The sequence below is a fragment of the Achromobacter sp. T5-5 genome (assembly GCF_055397965.1).
In genome coordinates this window covers 2,644,397-2,658,599 of record NZ_AP027919.1, presented here as the reverse complement: position 1 = coordinate 2,658,599, position 14,203 = coordinate 2,644,397, and the positions used below count along the sequence as shown (strand labels likewise).

12 protein-coding genes are annotated in these 14,203 nt (G+C 67.8%); 4 read left to right on the top strand and 8 right to left on the bottom strand.

The genetic code is table 11. The features are described from left to right. Positions 1-26 precede the first annotated feature (26 nt). Positions 27-842: a hydroxyethylthiazole kinase gene (gene thiM / locus ACZ50Q_RS12085; RefSeq protein ID WP_464081635.1), complete on the top strand. Its 816-nt coding sequence runs from the start codon at positions 27-29 to the stop codon at positions 840-842. Between the two features lie 74 nt (positions 843-916). Beyond that, positions 917-3,034, top strand: coding sequence for a 5'-nucleotidase C-terminal domain-containing protein (locus tag ACZ50Q_RS12080; RefSeq protein ID WP_464081634.1), 2,118 nt, complete (start codon positions 917-919; stop codon positions 3,032-3,034). Between the two features lie 51 nt (positions 3,035-3,085). Here ACZ50Q_RS12080 and ACZ50Q_RS12075 read toward each other — a convergent pair whose 3' ends face one another. Genes ACZ50Q_RS12075 through ACZ50Q_RS12055 form a run of 5 tightly spaced genes read right to left on the bottom strand, consistent with a single transcriptional unit; the run spans position 3,086 to position 8,851 of the window. Continuing rightward, a complete protein-coding gene (locus ACZ50Q_RS12075; RefSeq protein ID WP_092580363.1) occupies positions 3,086-3,844 on the bottom strand; it encodes an iron ABC transporter ATP-binding protein in 759 nt (252 codons plus the stop codon). Next, positions 3,841-4,803, bottom strand: a complete 963-nt coding sequence (locus tag ACZ50Q_RS12070; RefSeq protein ID WP_464081985.1) for an iron chelate uptake ABC transporter family permease subunit — start codon at positions 4,801-4,803, stop codon at positions 3,841-3,843. Before ACZ50Q_RS12070 ends, ACZ50Q_RS12075 begins: the two co-directional genes overlap by 4 nt. 13 nt (positions 4,804-4,816) lie before the next feature. After that, positions 4,817-5,809 carry an ABC transporter permease gene (locus tag ACZ50Q_RS12065; protein ID WP_464081633.1) on the bottom strand — a complete coding sequence of 331 codons (993 nt, stop codon included), beginning with the start codon at positions 5,807-5,809 and terminating at the stop codon, positions 4,817-4,819. A gap of 28 nt (positions 5,810-5,837) precedes the next feature. Next, positions 5,838-6,788 (bottom strand): siderophore ABC transporter substrate-binding protein, encoded by a 951-nt coding sequence (locus ACZ50Q_RS12060; protein WP_464081632.1) that lies wholly within the window; start codon positions 6,786-6,788, stop codon positions 5,838-5,840. A gap of 41 nt (positions 6,789-6,829) precedes the next feature. Further along, entirely contained in the window at positions 6,830-8,851 is a 2,022-nt protein-coding gene (locus tag ACZ50Q_RS12055; RefSeq protein ID WP_464081631.1) for a ligand-gated channel protein, read from the bottom strand. Positions 8,852-9,063: 212 nt separating this feature from the next. On the opposite strand from ACZ50Q_RS12055, the gene ACZ50Q_RS12050 reads away from it, so the two are divergent. Both ACZ50Q_RS12050 and ACZ50Q_RS12045 read left to right on the top strand, forming a co-directional pair. Next, a complete protein-coding gene (locus tag ACZ50Q_RS12050; RefSeq protein ID WP_464081630.1) occupies positions 9,064-9,777 on the top strand; it encodes a response regulator transcription factor in 714 nt (237 codons plus the stop codon). Then, a complete protein-coding gene (locus ACZ50Q_RS12045) occupies positions 9,777-11,183 on the top strand; it encodes a HAMP domain-containing sensor histidine kinase (RefSeq protein WP_464081984.1) in 1,407 nt (468 codons plus the stop codon). The genes ACZ50Q_RS12050 and ACZ50Q_RS12045 overlap by 1 nt, the downstream gene beginning before the upstream one ends. 37 nt (positions 11,184-11,220) lie before the next feature. Here the strand turns inward: ACZ50Q_RS12045 and ACZ50Q_RS12040 are convergent, their stop codons facing one another. The 3 genes from ACZ50Q_RS12040 to ACZ50Q_RS12030 form a co-directional block, all read right to left on the bottom strand. Next, complete coding sequence (locus ACZ50Q_RS12040) at positions 11,221-12,039, bottom strand: TatD family hydrolase (RefSeq protein WP_464081629.1); 819 nt, start codon at positions 12,037-12,039, stop codon at positions 11,221-11,223. A 90-nt stretch (positions 12,040-12,129) separates the two neighbouring features. Next, positions 12,130-12,843: an ABC transporter ATP-binding protein gene (locus ACZ50Q_RS12035; RefSeq protein WP_076520421.1), complete on the bottom strand. Its 714-nt coding sequence runs from the start codon at positions 12,841-12,843 to the stop codon at positions 12,130-12,132. After that, positions 12,836-14,068, bottom strand: a complete 1,233-nt coding sequence (locus ACZ50Q_RS12030; RefSeq protein ID WP_231952292.1) for a lipoprotein-releasing ABC transporter permease subunit — start codon at positions 14,066-14,068, stop codon at positions 12,836-12,838. Before ACZ50Q_RS12030 ends, ACZ50Q_RS12035 begins: the two co-directional genes overlap by 8 nt. Between the last annotated feature and the right edge of the window lie 135 nt (positions 14,069-14,203).

Sequence of the window (14,203 nt, the reverse complement as noted above, 5' to 3'; positions counted from 1 at the left end):
CGTCCCCTGCGCAAGGAACGCCCGGCATGACACCCAACGACCTTCACGCCCTCGCCCTCCCGTCCCAAACCCTCCTCGCCGCCGTGCGCCGCGACGCGCCGCTCGTGCAGTGCCTGACCAATTACGTCTCCATGAACTACGCGGCCAATGCCGTGCTGGCCATCGGCGCGTCGCCCGCCATGGTGCATGCCGAAGAGGAAGCGCCGGAATTCGCGCGCATCGCCGGCGCGCTGGTCATCAATATCGGCACCCTGTCATCGCCCTGGCTGCAAAGCATGCTGCTGACCGCGCAAGCCGCGAAAGCAGCGGGCACGCCCTGGGTGCTCGATCCCGTCGCCCATCACGCCACCGCGTTCCGGCGCGACGCCATCGCGCGGCTGCTCGACCTTGAACCCGCCATCATCCGCGGCAGTGCCTCGGAGATCATTGCGCTGGCGGGCGGCCGCAGCGCCGGCCGGGGCGTGGACGCCCGCGACGCCGTGGCGCAGGCCGAGGAGTCGGCCCGGGACATCGCCGCGCGCCGCCACACCGTGGTGGCGGTGACGGGCGAGGTCGACTACGTCACGGACGGCGCGCGCGCGGTGCGGATCGCGGGCGGTTCGCCGCTGATGCCGCGCGTGACCGCGACCGGCTGCGCATTGAGCGCGGTCGTCGGCGCTTTTGTCGCCGTGTCGCGCGACGATCCCTACGTTGCCGCCGTGGCCGCCCTCTCCTGCTTCGCCATCGCGGGCCAGCGCGCCGCCGTCCACGCGGAAGGACCGGGGTCGTTCGCATGGCGGTTCCTGGACGCGCTGGCGGCGCTGGAAGACGATTGCCTGACCCGCGAGTCGCCGCTGCGTTGATCTGACCCCGCGCATGTCACGCATGGGTCACACACTGTCCCCAAAATTCTTTCCTTCAACCTGGAGGAAAGACGGTGAAGCCACACCTACGCAAGATCTTTGCAGGGACGGCCAGCGTTGCGCTGGTCGTCGGCCTGTCCGCCTGCGGCGGCGATGACGATAACGACGACGCCGCCCCCGAGACACCGCCGCAGGCGAGCGTGCCGCAGGGCGCGACGCTCGACGTTGCGATCCTGGGCACCACCGACCTGCACGCCAACGTGCTGGGCTACGACTATTACAAGCTGGCCGAAGACAAAAGCTACGGCATGGACCGCACGGCCACGCTGATCGCCAATGCGCGCAAGCAGCATCCGAACACGCTGCTGTTCGACAACGGCGACACGGTGCAGGGCACCGCCCTGTCGGACTACCAGGCGCTGGTGTCGCCGGTGCAGTGTTCCGACATGATCGCGATCTACAAGCAGATGAAGCTGCTGTCGTACGACGCGGCCACGATGGGCAACCACGAGTTCAACTACGGCCTGCCCTTCCTGTCGCAGATCACCAATGTGGACTTCGGGCTGGACGGCATCCGCAAGGGCACGGCGCAGACCAACCCGACGGGCGCGAAGGACTGCGCGGCGCCGGCGTTCCCCTTCGTGTCCGCCAATGTGGTGTCGGCGGCGTCCAAGCAGCCGATCTTCAAGCCGTGGGTGCTGCTGGACAAGACCTTCCAGGCGACGGACGCCAGCGGCAAGGCCATCGACGTGCCGCTCAAGGTGGGCGTGATCGGCTTTGCGCCCCCGCCCATCATGCAGTGGGACAAGGCCAACCTTGAAGGCCACGTGGAAGTCACGGGCTGGAAGGAGACGGCGGCGCGCTACGTGCCGGAAATGAAGGCCGCGGGCGCGGACCTGGTGGTGGCGCTGGCGCATGGCGGCATCGACCTCGCGACGGCGTACAGCCCGGACATGGAAAACGGCGCAGCCTACTTGACCCAGGTGGCCGGCATCGACGCGCTGATCACGGGCCACCAGCATCTGCTGTTTCCCGACACGAATGCCAAGTCGCAATTCGCCGGCCAGCCGGGCGTCGAGCTGGAAAAAGGCCTGATCAATGGCGTGCCGACCGTGCAGGCCGGCCAGTGGGGCAACAACCTTGGCCAGATCACGCTCAAGCTCACGTACGACCAAGGCTGGAAGGTACGGAAGGACGCCACGCAGGTGCAGCGCATCTCGACGCGCCTGACGGCGCAGAGCGGCGCCACGCCCGCCACGTATGTGGAGCCGGACAGCGCCGTGCAGCAACTGGTGCAGGCCGAACACGCCGCGACGATCGACTACGTCAAGACGCCGATCGGCCAGAGCCAGTTCGACATGGCCACGTACTACGCGCTGGCCGGCGACGTGTCGGCGCTGCAGATCGTGAACATGGCGCAGATCGACTACCTGACGGACTACATCGCGAAGAACAGCCCGTCGTATGCAGGACTGCCGATCCTGTCGGCCGCCGCGCCCTTCAAGGGCGGACGCAACGGCCCCGGCGACTTCACGTATGTGCAGCAGGGCAACGTCGCCATCAACAACGCGGCCGACCTGTACCTGTACCCCAACACGCTGCAGGTGGTGCGGGTCAGCGGCGACATCGTGCGCCAGTGGCTGGAAAAGACGGCCGAACAGTTCAAGCAGATCGACCCCGCCCAGGTCGCGCCGCAGGATCTGATCGACACCAGCTTCCCGACGTTCAATTTCGACGTCCTGTACGCGACGGGCAATGCGCTGCGGTATGAAATCGACGTGACGCAGCCCAAGGGCTCGCGCATCACGGCGCTGACGTATAACGGCGCGCCGCTGGATCTGACCGCGCAATTCCTGGTGGTCACCAACAACTACCGCGCCAGCGGCGGCGGCGATTTTCCCGGCCTGGCCGGCGGCAAGGGCGACATCGTGCTGCAGGCTCCCGACGCAAGCCGCGACGTGCTGATCAGCTACATCAAGAAGAACCCGGTGCTGGATCTGGCCACCTTCGGCCTGGACCGCAGCTGGCGCTTCAAGCAGGTCAGCACGCTGGCCGGACCGGTGGTGTTCTCGTCGGTGCCCGGCACGCTGGCGATGGCCACCGCGCATGGCGTGACCAACGTGTCGGTCTACGACGCCACGCCGGACGCCACGACGCAGCTTTCGCGCTACGCGGTCGACCTCAGCCAGTAAGTCTGCAACGCGGCCGAAGCGGCGGGGCGTCCTGCAACGGGACGCCCCGCGCTAGCGGTAGTAGACGCAGATGCGCTTGCCGCCGATCTCGTGCACGTCGATCGGCAGCTCGTACAGATCGCTCAGCACGTCCGGCCGGATCAGTTCGTCCGGCGTGCCGTGGCGCGCAATGCGCCCCTGCCGCATCGCCACGATGCGATCCGCGTAGCTGGACGCGAAGTTGATGTCGTGCAGCACCAGCACCACCGTCTTGCCCAGTTCATCGGCCGCGCGCCGCAGCGTGCCCATCATGGCGACGGCATGCTTCATGTCCAGGCTGTTCAGCGGCTCGTCGAGCAGGACGTAGCGCGTGTCCTGGCACAGCACCATCGCGACGAACGCGCGCTGGCGCTGCCCGCCGGACATCTCGTCCAGATAGCGATCGGCCAGCGGCTCCAGGTTCAGGTAGGCGATGGCCTGGTCGATGTGGACCTTGTCATCCATCGTCAGGCGTCCGCCCGTGTGCGGATAGCGCCCGAAGGCCACCAGGTCCTTCACCGTGAGCCGCAGCGGCAGGTGGTTGTCCTGGCGCAGGATGGCCAGGCGGCGCGCCAGTTCCCGGCTGTCGGCGCGCGTCACGTCCAGGCCTTCGACCAGGACCCGCCCCGCGCTCATCGGCAAGAGCCGGCTGACCATGGACAGCAAGGTGGACTTGCCCGCCCCGTTGGGTCCGATGATGGCGGTGACGCCGCCGGCCGGCAGGTCCAGGCTGACGCCGTCGATCACCACCGTGTCGCCGTATTGTTTGCTGACGTTCTGGATTTCTATCATCGGCGCCCCTTGCGCAAGATCAGGACGAGGAACATCACGCCGCCCACGAATTCGATCACCACGCTCACCGTGGTATTGAGCCCCAGGACGCGTTCCAGCAGCGTCTGGCCGCCCACCAGGAAGATGACGCTCAACAGCGCCGCGGCCGGGACCGTGTGGCGGTGCCTGTCGGACCCCATGGCCTGGTACGCCAGGTTGCTGACAAGCAAGCCGAAGAAAGTCACGGGCCCGACCAGCGCCGTGGACACGGACACCAGCACGGCGATGGCCGCCAGCGTCAGCATGAGGGTGCGGCGGTAGTCCACGCCCAGGTTCAGCGCAATGTCGCGGCCCAGCGCCAGCACGTCGTAGCGGCGCCGCATCCGCCAGACCAGCAGGGACGCGGCGCACACCGCCGCGAACGCGATCGGCAGCAGCCCCACCCGCACCGAATTGAAATTGGCGAACATGCGGTCCTGCAGCACCAGGAATTCGTTCGGATCGATCAGGCGCACCACGAAGCCCGACAGGCTGCGAAACAGCAGGCCAAAGACGATGCCCACCAGCATCATCAGATGCAGGCTGCGCACCGCGTCGGAAAACAGCCAGCGAAACAGCAGGCAGGCAAACGCCGTCATGGCGCACACCTCCAGCAGGAAAGCGGCGACAGGATGGCTGACCGTGGCCGCTGCCTGCCCGAAGCCGAACACCACCACCGCCTGGATCAGCAGGTACAGGGCATCGAAGCCCATGATGGCCGGCGTCAGGATGCGATTGTGCGTGATGGTCTGGAACAGCACCGACGACACCGCCACGGCATAGGCCACCAGCAGCATGGCCAGCAGCTTGCCGCCGCGAAAGGGAATAACGAACGACCACTGGCCATTCGCGCCCAGCGTCATGAAGGCCACGGCGCAAAGCAGCGCCACGGCCCCCAGCGCCGCCAGGCGCCACGCCTGCGGCGGTCGCGCGGCCGCCATGCGAATCGAGGTCTCAGCCAAGGCGGTTCCTCCGCGTGCGCAGCAGCCACAGGAACAGGATGCTGCCCAGCACGCCCACGACGGTCCCGATGGGAATCTCGTAGGGATGGATGAGCAGGCGGCCGATGATGTCGCAGGCCAGCACGAACACGCCGCCCAGCAACGCCACCCAAGGGATGGCGCGGCGCATGTTGTCGCCCAGGACCAGGCTGACGGCATTGGGGACGATGAGGCCCAGGAAGGGGATACCGCCGGCGGTCACGACGACCACGGCCGAAATCGCGGAGACGATCAACAGGCCCACCAGCGTCAGCCGCGCATGGTTCAACCCGAGGTTCGCGGCGAACTCGCGCCCCATGCCGGCCACGGTATAGCGGTCGGCGGCGGCATAGGCCGCGCAGGCCAGCGCAAAGCCGATCCACAGCAGCTCATACCGCCCGCGCAGCACGCCGGAGAAGTCGCCGGTGGTCCATGCGTGCAGCGATTGCAGCAGATCGAAGCGGTACGCCATGAAGGTGGTGACGGCGTGGATGACGCCGCCCAGGATCAGCCCGATCAGCGGCACGATGAAGGGCGTGCGCAGCGGCACCCGGCGCAGCAGCGCCAGGAACAGCAAGGTGCCGGCCAGCGCGAAGGCCGTGGCCGTCAACATTTTTCCGATCACCGGCGTGTCGGGCGCCAGCAGCGTGACGACCAGGATGCCCAGCGTGGCGGATTCCACCGTGCCGGCGGTCGTGGGCTCCACAAAGCGGTTGCGCACCAGCATCTGCATGATGAGGCCGGCCACCGCCAGCGCCATGCCCGCCAGGAGCAGCGCCAGGGTCCGCGGAACGCGGCTCACCATGAGCAGGCGCCACGCGCGCTCGCCCTCCTCGCCCCCGTTCCAGAGCGCGGTCCAGGGCATCTGGCCCGCGCCCAGGCTGATGCTGGCCGCGCACAGCAGCAGCAACGCCACAAACACCGCGGCCAGGCCGCCCCAACCGCTGATCGCGCGCCGCCAGTTCACCGGCGGCCCTTTCCGTCTGGCATGCCGCTTACTTTCCTTGCGCCAGCGCCGCGGCGATCTGGTCCACGTTCTGCTGCATGGCCGTCAGGCCCGCGCTGCCCAGCAGATACCAGTTAAAGCCATTCAGGTAGACCACGCGCTGGTGCTTCCACGCCTTGGTCGGACGCACCAGTTCGTTGTCCAGCATGCGCTGGGCCGACACGCCTTCGCGGCCGATGGCGGCGTCGCGGTCGATCACGAACAGCCAGTCGGGATCGGTCTGGGCGATGAACTCGAACGAGATCGCCTGTCCGTGGTTGGACACGTTCAGGTCCGTGGCGGCGGGCTTGACCCCGAAGGCGTCGTGGATGACGCCAAAGCGCGAACCGGGGCCGTAGGCGCTCATCTTGCCGCCCGTCGTCAGCACGATCAGCGCGGTGCCGGCGCCGGCGGCCTTGTCCTTCAAGGCCGCGATGGATGCGTCCAGCGCCGCCAGCTTTTCCTTGGCCTGCGCCTGCCTGCCGTACAGGGCGGCCAGGGTTTCGGTGTTGCGCCTGACGCTGCCGACCAGGTCCTTGGCGTCGACGGTCAGGTCGACCGTGGGCGCCAGCCTGGACAGCTCGTCATACTTGGGCGCGGAACGGCCCGCCACGAAAATCACCTGCGGCGCGGCCGCGTGGATGACTTCGTAATTGGGCTCGAACATCGTGCCCGCCTTGAGATAGCGTTTGTCGGCGTACTGGCTCAGGTGCGGCGGCAGCTTGGCGGCGCTGGGCACGCCCACCGGGTCCACGCCCAGCGTGTGCAAGGTGTCCAGCACGGCCAGGTCCAGCACGATGGTCTTGGATGGGTTGGCCGGCACGGCGGTTTCGCCGCGCGCATGCTTGACGGACACCGTGGACTGCGCGGCGCACACCGCGGCCGCGGCGCTCAGCGCCAGGGCCAAGCCGGCCCGGGTTGCCCAGCGGCGGGCGGCGCCCACCTGTTTTCCATTGTTCATGCATACCTCTCTGTGTTGGGGCGCCGGGCGCCCCGTCATTCTCAGAACTTCACGCCCACGCCCAGCCAGTAGCGCCGGCCGTCTTCGACGTAGCCGAAGTCGTCGTAGGCAACCTGCTTGTCGAACAGGTTGTAGATGCCGGCGTACACCGACACGGTCTTGTTCACGGCGTACGAGCCGCCCAGGTCCACGAAGGTGTAGGACGGGGCCACCAGCGCGTCCGAGGACGGGCCCGTGGTCGGCTGGCTTTCGCGGCCGCGAAAGTTCACGCGCGCCCAGGCCTGCAGCGCATCGGACGGCTGCCAGTTCACGGTGGTGGTGAACAGGTGCTTGGGCAACTGGTTCAGCGGCTCGCCCTTGTACTGGCCCGACTTCTGCTCGGACTTGGTGAAGGTGTAGCTGCTGGTCATGGACCAGTCGGTCGAAAGCGGCAGCTTCAGGCTGGCCTCGACGCCGCGCGACACGGCCTTGTCCACGTTCATGTACGTGGTGGGATCCGAGCCGAACTGGTTGGGTCCCTCCGTGCACTGCGTGATGGGGCAAGCGACGCGGGTGATCTTGTCCTTGAAGTCGTTGTTGAACAGCGTGACGCCGGCGCTCATGCCTTGGCCATCGTCATACAACAGGCCGATTTCCTGCGTCACCGACTTCTCGGGCGTCAGGTCCGGGTTGCCGTACATATTGCCGCCGCGGCTGGTCTGGCCCCACCCGGCCACGGTGTTGCGCAGGTCGGGCGCCCGAAAACCGGTGGAGACGCCGCCCTTCAGGGTCCAGCGCTCGGCCATGTGCCACACGCCGTACAGGCGCGGGCTGAAGTGGCTGCCGAAATTCTCGTCCTCGTCCATGCGCAGGCCGGTGGTGACGGCAAAGCTCTCGGTCAGGCGCCATTCGTCTTCGGCGAACAGGGCCCACTGGTAGCGCTCGATCCTGCTCGGGCCGCCGGCAAGCTGGTTGCCGGTCTGGTCGTCCAGGCGCTGGTTCAGGTAGCTGCCGCCCAGCGTCAGCATGTGCGAGCCCAGCGGCAGCGACCAACTCGTCTGCATGTCCAGGTTCTTGATCTTCATCTGGCGCGAACGGTTGTCGAATTCTTCCTGCTGGACATAGCTGTCCGACACGCCCCAACCCCAGCGACCGGTGTGGGACAGCGCCCACTTGTTGCTGCGGTAATCGGTTTCCGAGGATGCCGGGCAACCCGTGCGCGGGCACGCCGTGCCGGGCGGGAGCGGCTCGACCGTCTTGCCCAGCGTGTCCTGGAACTTTTGGCGCATCGTGGTCGCTTCCAGCACGATGTCGTGGTCGCGATTCGGCGTGAGCGCCAGCTTGGCCGTCACGCTTTCGGCATTGCGTTTGCGGTAGCCGTTATAGATGTCGTCTTCGTCCCGCTGCGTGGCCTGGCCGTAGATCTGCAGGCCAAGCAGGTCGTTCTTGATCGGGCCGGCCAGGTAGAAATTGCCCTGGTAGATGTCGCCGGACTTGCTGCTCTCCTGGATCGTCGTATCCATGCGGATTTCGCCGTGCCATTCGGTCGGGACCTTGCGCGTGATGATGTTGATCACCCCGCCCATGGCGTCCGAGCCGTACAGCGACGACATCGGCCCGCGCACCACTTCGATGCGCTCGATGGCCGACAGCGGCGGCGTCCAGCCGCCTTCGACGCCGGTCGAGTCCGAGTTGGTGCGGGTCTCGCGCGAGCTCTGGCGCTTGCCGTCTATCAGGATCAGCGTGTACTTGGGCCCCATGCCGCGCAGGCTGATGTCCTGGCGGTCGCCGCCGCCCGTGACGATGACGCCGGGCACGCCCACCAGCGCGTCATTCAGGTCGCGGTAGAACTTCTTGTCCAGGTCTTCGCGGGTGATGACGCTGATCGAGGCCGGCGCATCCTGGATGCGCTGCTCGAAACCGCTGGCGGTCACGACGACGGTATCCATCGTGGTCGCGGTGTCGGCGGCCTGCGCCCAGACCGCGGCCGGCCCCAGGCCGAAACCCGCGGCGCACAAGGCGGTGGCCAGTTGCGTGCGCGACGCGCCAATGCGCTGGCCGGTGGCCAGTTCTTTCCTGCTCATGATTCCAACTTCTCCCGTCCCAGGTCCGCGCCGCGCCCCACGCGCCACGCCGCCCCGGCTCTTCATTTATTAATGAAAACCATTCTCATATTAGAATTGGGGCTTGCTGGACGCGGCAACACGCTTTCCGCAACTTTTATCTTCTTTGCACTTCTTGACACTCCGGCGCGCGGCGTTCGGCCACACTGCCGGATGCACGACGCCCACCACGCATGCCTTTCACTCACTCAGCGGTCGCGCGCCGCATCCTGCTCATCGACGACGACGTCGAACTGGCGCAGATGCTGCGCGAATACCTGGAACCCAATCAATGCCAGCTCACGCTGGCCCACACCGCCAAGCAAGGGCAGGCCCTGCTTGCGCAGGACGACTTCGAGCTGGTGCTGCTCGACCTGATGCTGCCCGACGGCAATGGACTGGACCTGCTCAAGCGCCACCGCCAGCGTTCGCGCCGCCCGGTCATCATGTTCACGGCCCACGGCGGCGAGACCGACCGCGTGCTGGGGCTGGAGTTCGGCGCCGACGATTACCTGGCAAAGCCGTTCAGTCCGCGCGAGCTCAAGGCCCGCATCACGGCCGTGCTGCGCCGCTTCGAGGACGCGCCCGCCCTCCCCGGCCCGTCGCTGACCCTGGGCGCGCTGACGCTGGACCCGTCCACGGGCCGCGCGCGCCTGGGCGCCGACGAGGTCATGCTGACGGGCGCCGAGCAACGCATCCTGGAGATCCTGATGCGCGCCCCGGGCCAGGTGATCGCGCGCGACCAGATCGGCCTGTACGCGCTGGGGCGCGCGCCGGACCGGTACGACCGCAGCATCGACACGCACATCAGCAGCCTGCGCAAAAAGCTGCGCCTGGATCAACAGGCCGACACGCTGTCCATCCGCAATCTGCGCGGCCTGGGCTACGTGCTGGCGGGCGCCGCGTGATGGCCTTCCTGCCGGCCCGGTCCCTCTTCTGGCGCGCGTTCCTGACCTTCTGGGGCGCCATGGCCGTCATCCTCGTGTGCGGCATGGTGCTGACCGCCGCGGTGGCCTGGTACCGCTTCAATTCGCTCGATGGCCTGAATCCCGGCAACCTGACGCGCGACGCCGCCCAGGTCGCCCGGACCCAGGGTCGGGAGGGGCTGGAACGCTGGGTCCGCGCCATGGACGGCAATTACTCCGCGCTGAAGATCTACATCATGGACGCCCAGGACACGGACATCCTGGGGCGTCGCCTGCCCACCCGCCTGCACGACTGGCTGGTGGCCTACCGCGCGGGGCCGGACAGGCCGCCCCAGACGGACTACGTGCCCGCCGATCCCGCGGGCGAACGCGTCTCGTGGTGGGAGCCTCAAATACTGATCCTTCCGGACGGATCGGAATTGCTGATGCTGTTCCTGCCTTTCGATTCCTCGCGCTGGGAAGTGCTTGCGCTGTCGCCCGTCGCGCTTGCCCTGCTGCTGTTCGCGCTGGCGGTGACGGCGCCCTTCTGCTGGGCGTTGACCCGGCACATCACCGCGCCGCTGGCGCAATTGCGCCAGACCACGCATGCGCTGGCCGCCGGCCGGCTGGACACCCACACGCCCACGAACCTGGCAACGCGCAAAGACGAACTGGGCCTGCTGGCGCGGGACTTCGACGCCATGGCCGTGCGCGTGAAGTCGCTGCTCGACACACGGGAACAATTGCTGCACAACGTCGCGCACGAGCTGCGGTCGCCACTGGCGCGCCTGCGGCTTGCCGCCGAACTGGCGCGGCGCAACGACGAGCGGCGCGACCTGCAGCTCGACCGCATCGAGCGCGAGTGCGAACGCCTGGACGCCCTGGTTGGCAATACGCTGCGGCTGGCGCGCATCGGCGCGCTGCCCGAGCCCTCGGAAAAGCTGGACCTGTCGGAAGTCGTATCCGGCGTGGTGGACGATGCGCGCTATGAAGCCGAAGGCCGGCACCTGCGCATCGATTGGGATACGCCGCCGCCCGTCTTGATCGCGGGCGATCGCGGCAGCCTGGCCAGCGCCATTGAAAACGTGCTGCGCAACGCCCTGCGCTTCGCGCCCGCGCACAGCGTCATCCGCGTGCGCCTGTTGACCAGCGCCAGCGAAGCCAGCATAGAGATCGAGGATCGCGGCCCGGGCGTGGCCACGCAGGAATTGGCTTCGCTTTTCGAGCCCTTCTACCGGGCGGGATCGGCCGGTGCGGCCAGCGCGCCCGGCGGCGGCGCGGGCCTGGGCCTGTCGATCGCGCAGGCGGCGATCGCCGCGCACAAGGGATCGATCTCGGCGCGCAATGTGGCGCCGCAGGGGCTGAGCGTGCGCATGGACCTTCCGCTTCCCGCAGCGCCGCAGGCGTAGCCGATGCCGACCACGCGGGCGCCCAGGAAAGGCGCAGTCAGTCCGAATCGGCCAGAATCGCGGCGGGCAGTCGCGGCAGCACACGCATGGCGTTGGCGGACGTGGCGTGCGCCACTTTTTCCGGCGTGATGCCGCGCAGTTCCGACAGGACCGCCGCAATGCGGGCCAGTTCGCCAGGACGGTTGCGCCGGTCGGGCGCGTGCAGCCAGGCCGGCGGGATGTCGGGCGCGTCGGTTTCCAGCACCAGGTGTTCCAGCCCCACGTCCACCGCGTGGCGGCGGATCTGCAGCGCCCGCTCGAAGGTCATGGCGCCGCCCATTCCCAGCGCAAAGCCCTGCTCGATGAAGGCCTGCGCCTGCTGGGCGCTGCCGTTGAACGCGTGCGCGATCCCTCCGATGCGCGCGTGGCGGCGCAGATGCTTCAGCAGGATGTCCTGGGACTTGCGCACATGCAGCAGCACGGGCAGGCCGAATTCCTCGGCGATGTCCAACTGGGCGGCATAGAACCGCTCCTGGCGCTCGCGCGGCTCGCCCGTGGCGATCTCCGGCACGAAGAAGTCCAGCCCGATCTCGCCGATGGCGACAAAGCGCGGATCGCCCAGCGCCGCTTTGACGGCGTCGCGCAGCGCGTCCAGGTCGGCGTCGTCGGCGCGCTGCACATACAGGGGATGGATGCCCAGCGCATAGGCCCCGCCGGAGATGCTGCCGGCCAGGTCGCGCACCACGGTGAAGTTGGCCCGCTCGATGGCGGGGATCACGATGGCCTCTACGCCCGCCTCGGCAGCGTGGTTCGCCACCGCGTCGCGGTCGGCGTCGAACTCGGCCGCATCCAGGTGGCAATGGGTATCGATAAGCATGGGCGCATCCTCCATGGGCGGATTATCCGCCCGCCTCCCCGCGCGGACCAGCGCCGGGTTGCCTGCCGCCGCCACCAACCGGCCAGAGGCCTAGCCTGACACCAGGCGGCCGTTTTCCATCAGCAACTGGCGGTCGGCGCGCGCGGCGAGTTCAGGATCGTGCGTCACGATGGCAAACGCCGTGCCCGATTCCTGGTTCACCCGCGTCAGCAGTTCGAACATGTTGTGGGCGGTGTGCCGGTCGAGATTGCCGGTCGGTTCGTCGGCCAGCACGCACACAGGCCGTGTCACCAGCGCGCGCGCCAGCGCCACGCGCTGCCGCTCGCCGCCCGACAACTGCCCCGGGAAGTGGCCTTCGCGAGCGGACAGGCCCACCAGCCCCAGGACTTCGCGCGCGGCCTCGCGCGCCTTGTCGCGGTTCTCGCGGCGCACGATCAGCGGCATTGCCACGTTGTCCAGCGCCGAGAATTCCGCCAGCAGGTGGTGGAACTGATAGACGAAGCCCAGGCTGCGGTTGCGCACGGCGCTCTTTTTCGCCTCGGACAGCCCGACGGCCAGTTGCCCGTCCACGGACACCGAGCCGCTGGTGGGGACGTCGAGCAGTCCCAGGATGTGCAACAGGGTGCTCTTGCCCGACCCCGACGCGCCCACGATGGCGACCATCTCGCCGCGCGCGACCGACAGGCTGACATTGCTGAGCACTTCGATCCGGGCGGGGCCCTCGTCGTAGACCTTGACGATGTTCTCGGCCTGCAGGGCCGGCGTCGTCCCGGCCGCGGGGTCTTGCGTCAGGGTATCAATCATGGCGCAGCACCTGTGCGGGTTGCAGGCGCGAGGCGCGCCAGCTCGGATACAAGGTTGCCAGCAGCGACAGCACCAGCGAGGTCACGCCGATGGTGACGATGTCGCCGACCTGCGGGTCGGACGGCAGCGCGCTAATGAAATAGATTTCGCGCGGCAGGAAGTGCACGCCCAGCATCCGCTCGATGAACGGCACGATCACGTCGACGTTGTAGGCAATGGCGATGCCGCCCGCCACGCCCAGCAATGTGCCGATCACGCCGATCAGCGCGCCCTGCACCAGGAAGATGCGGGCCACCTCGCCCGGACCCGCGCCCAGCGTGCGCAGGATGGCGATGTCGGATTGCTTGTCCTTGACGGCCATGACCAGCGAGGACAACAGGTTGAACGCCGCCACGGCGACGATCAGCGCCAGGATCAGGAACATCATGCGCTTTTCGGTCTGCACCGCCGCAAACCAGGTGCGGTTGTTGCGCGACCAGTCGCTGGCCATGACGTAGGGCGGCAGCACGTTGCGCAGCTCGGCCGCCACTTCGGGCGCCTTCTGCATGTCGGCGATGCGCAGGCGCACGCCAGCGGTGCCGCTTTCGCGGAAGACGCGGGCGGCGTCTTCGTTGTCCACGAAGGCCAGCGAGGAATCGTATTCATAGTGGCCGGAGGAAAACACGCCCACCACGGTGAACTGGCGCATGCGCGGCGCGAAACCGGCGGGGCTGATCGAGCCCTGCGGCGCCATCATCAGCAGCGTGTCGCCCACCTTGACGCCCATGCCGTCGGCCAGTTCGTTGCCCAGCACCACGCCAAAGCCACCAGGTTTCAGGTCGGTCAGCTTGCCCGTCACCATCTGCCGCGGCAGGTCGGACACGTTGCCCTCGGTGGCGGGGTCGATACCCCGGACCTGCACGCCGCGCAGCGCCTGGCCCCGCACCAGCATGCCCTGCGCCGCCACGAAGGGCGCGCCGGCCTTGACCTCGGGATTGCGCTCGGCGGCGGTGGCGAACTGCTGCCACTGCTCAAGCACCCGTTCGGGCGATGCGCCGGGGATGTAGAGCTCGATGTGCGGCAGCACCGACAGCATGCGGTCGCGCACTTCCTTCTGGAACCCGTTCATCACGGACAGCACCACGATCAGGGCGGCGACGCCCAGCGCGATGCCCGCCATGGAGCTGGCGGCAATGAAGGAGATAAAGCGATCGCGGCGGCCGCGTCGCTGGCGGATTCGGGCCAACCCGGCATAGCGGGCGCCGATCCATAGTTCGTAGGGTATTTTCAGCACGTGCGCATTATTGCATTAACCGCCCGCGTCTCGCCCCGCGGATGTGCGGATCCTAGACCAGGCGTGACAACGTATGGCAGCTCCATT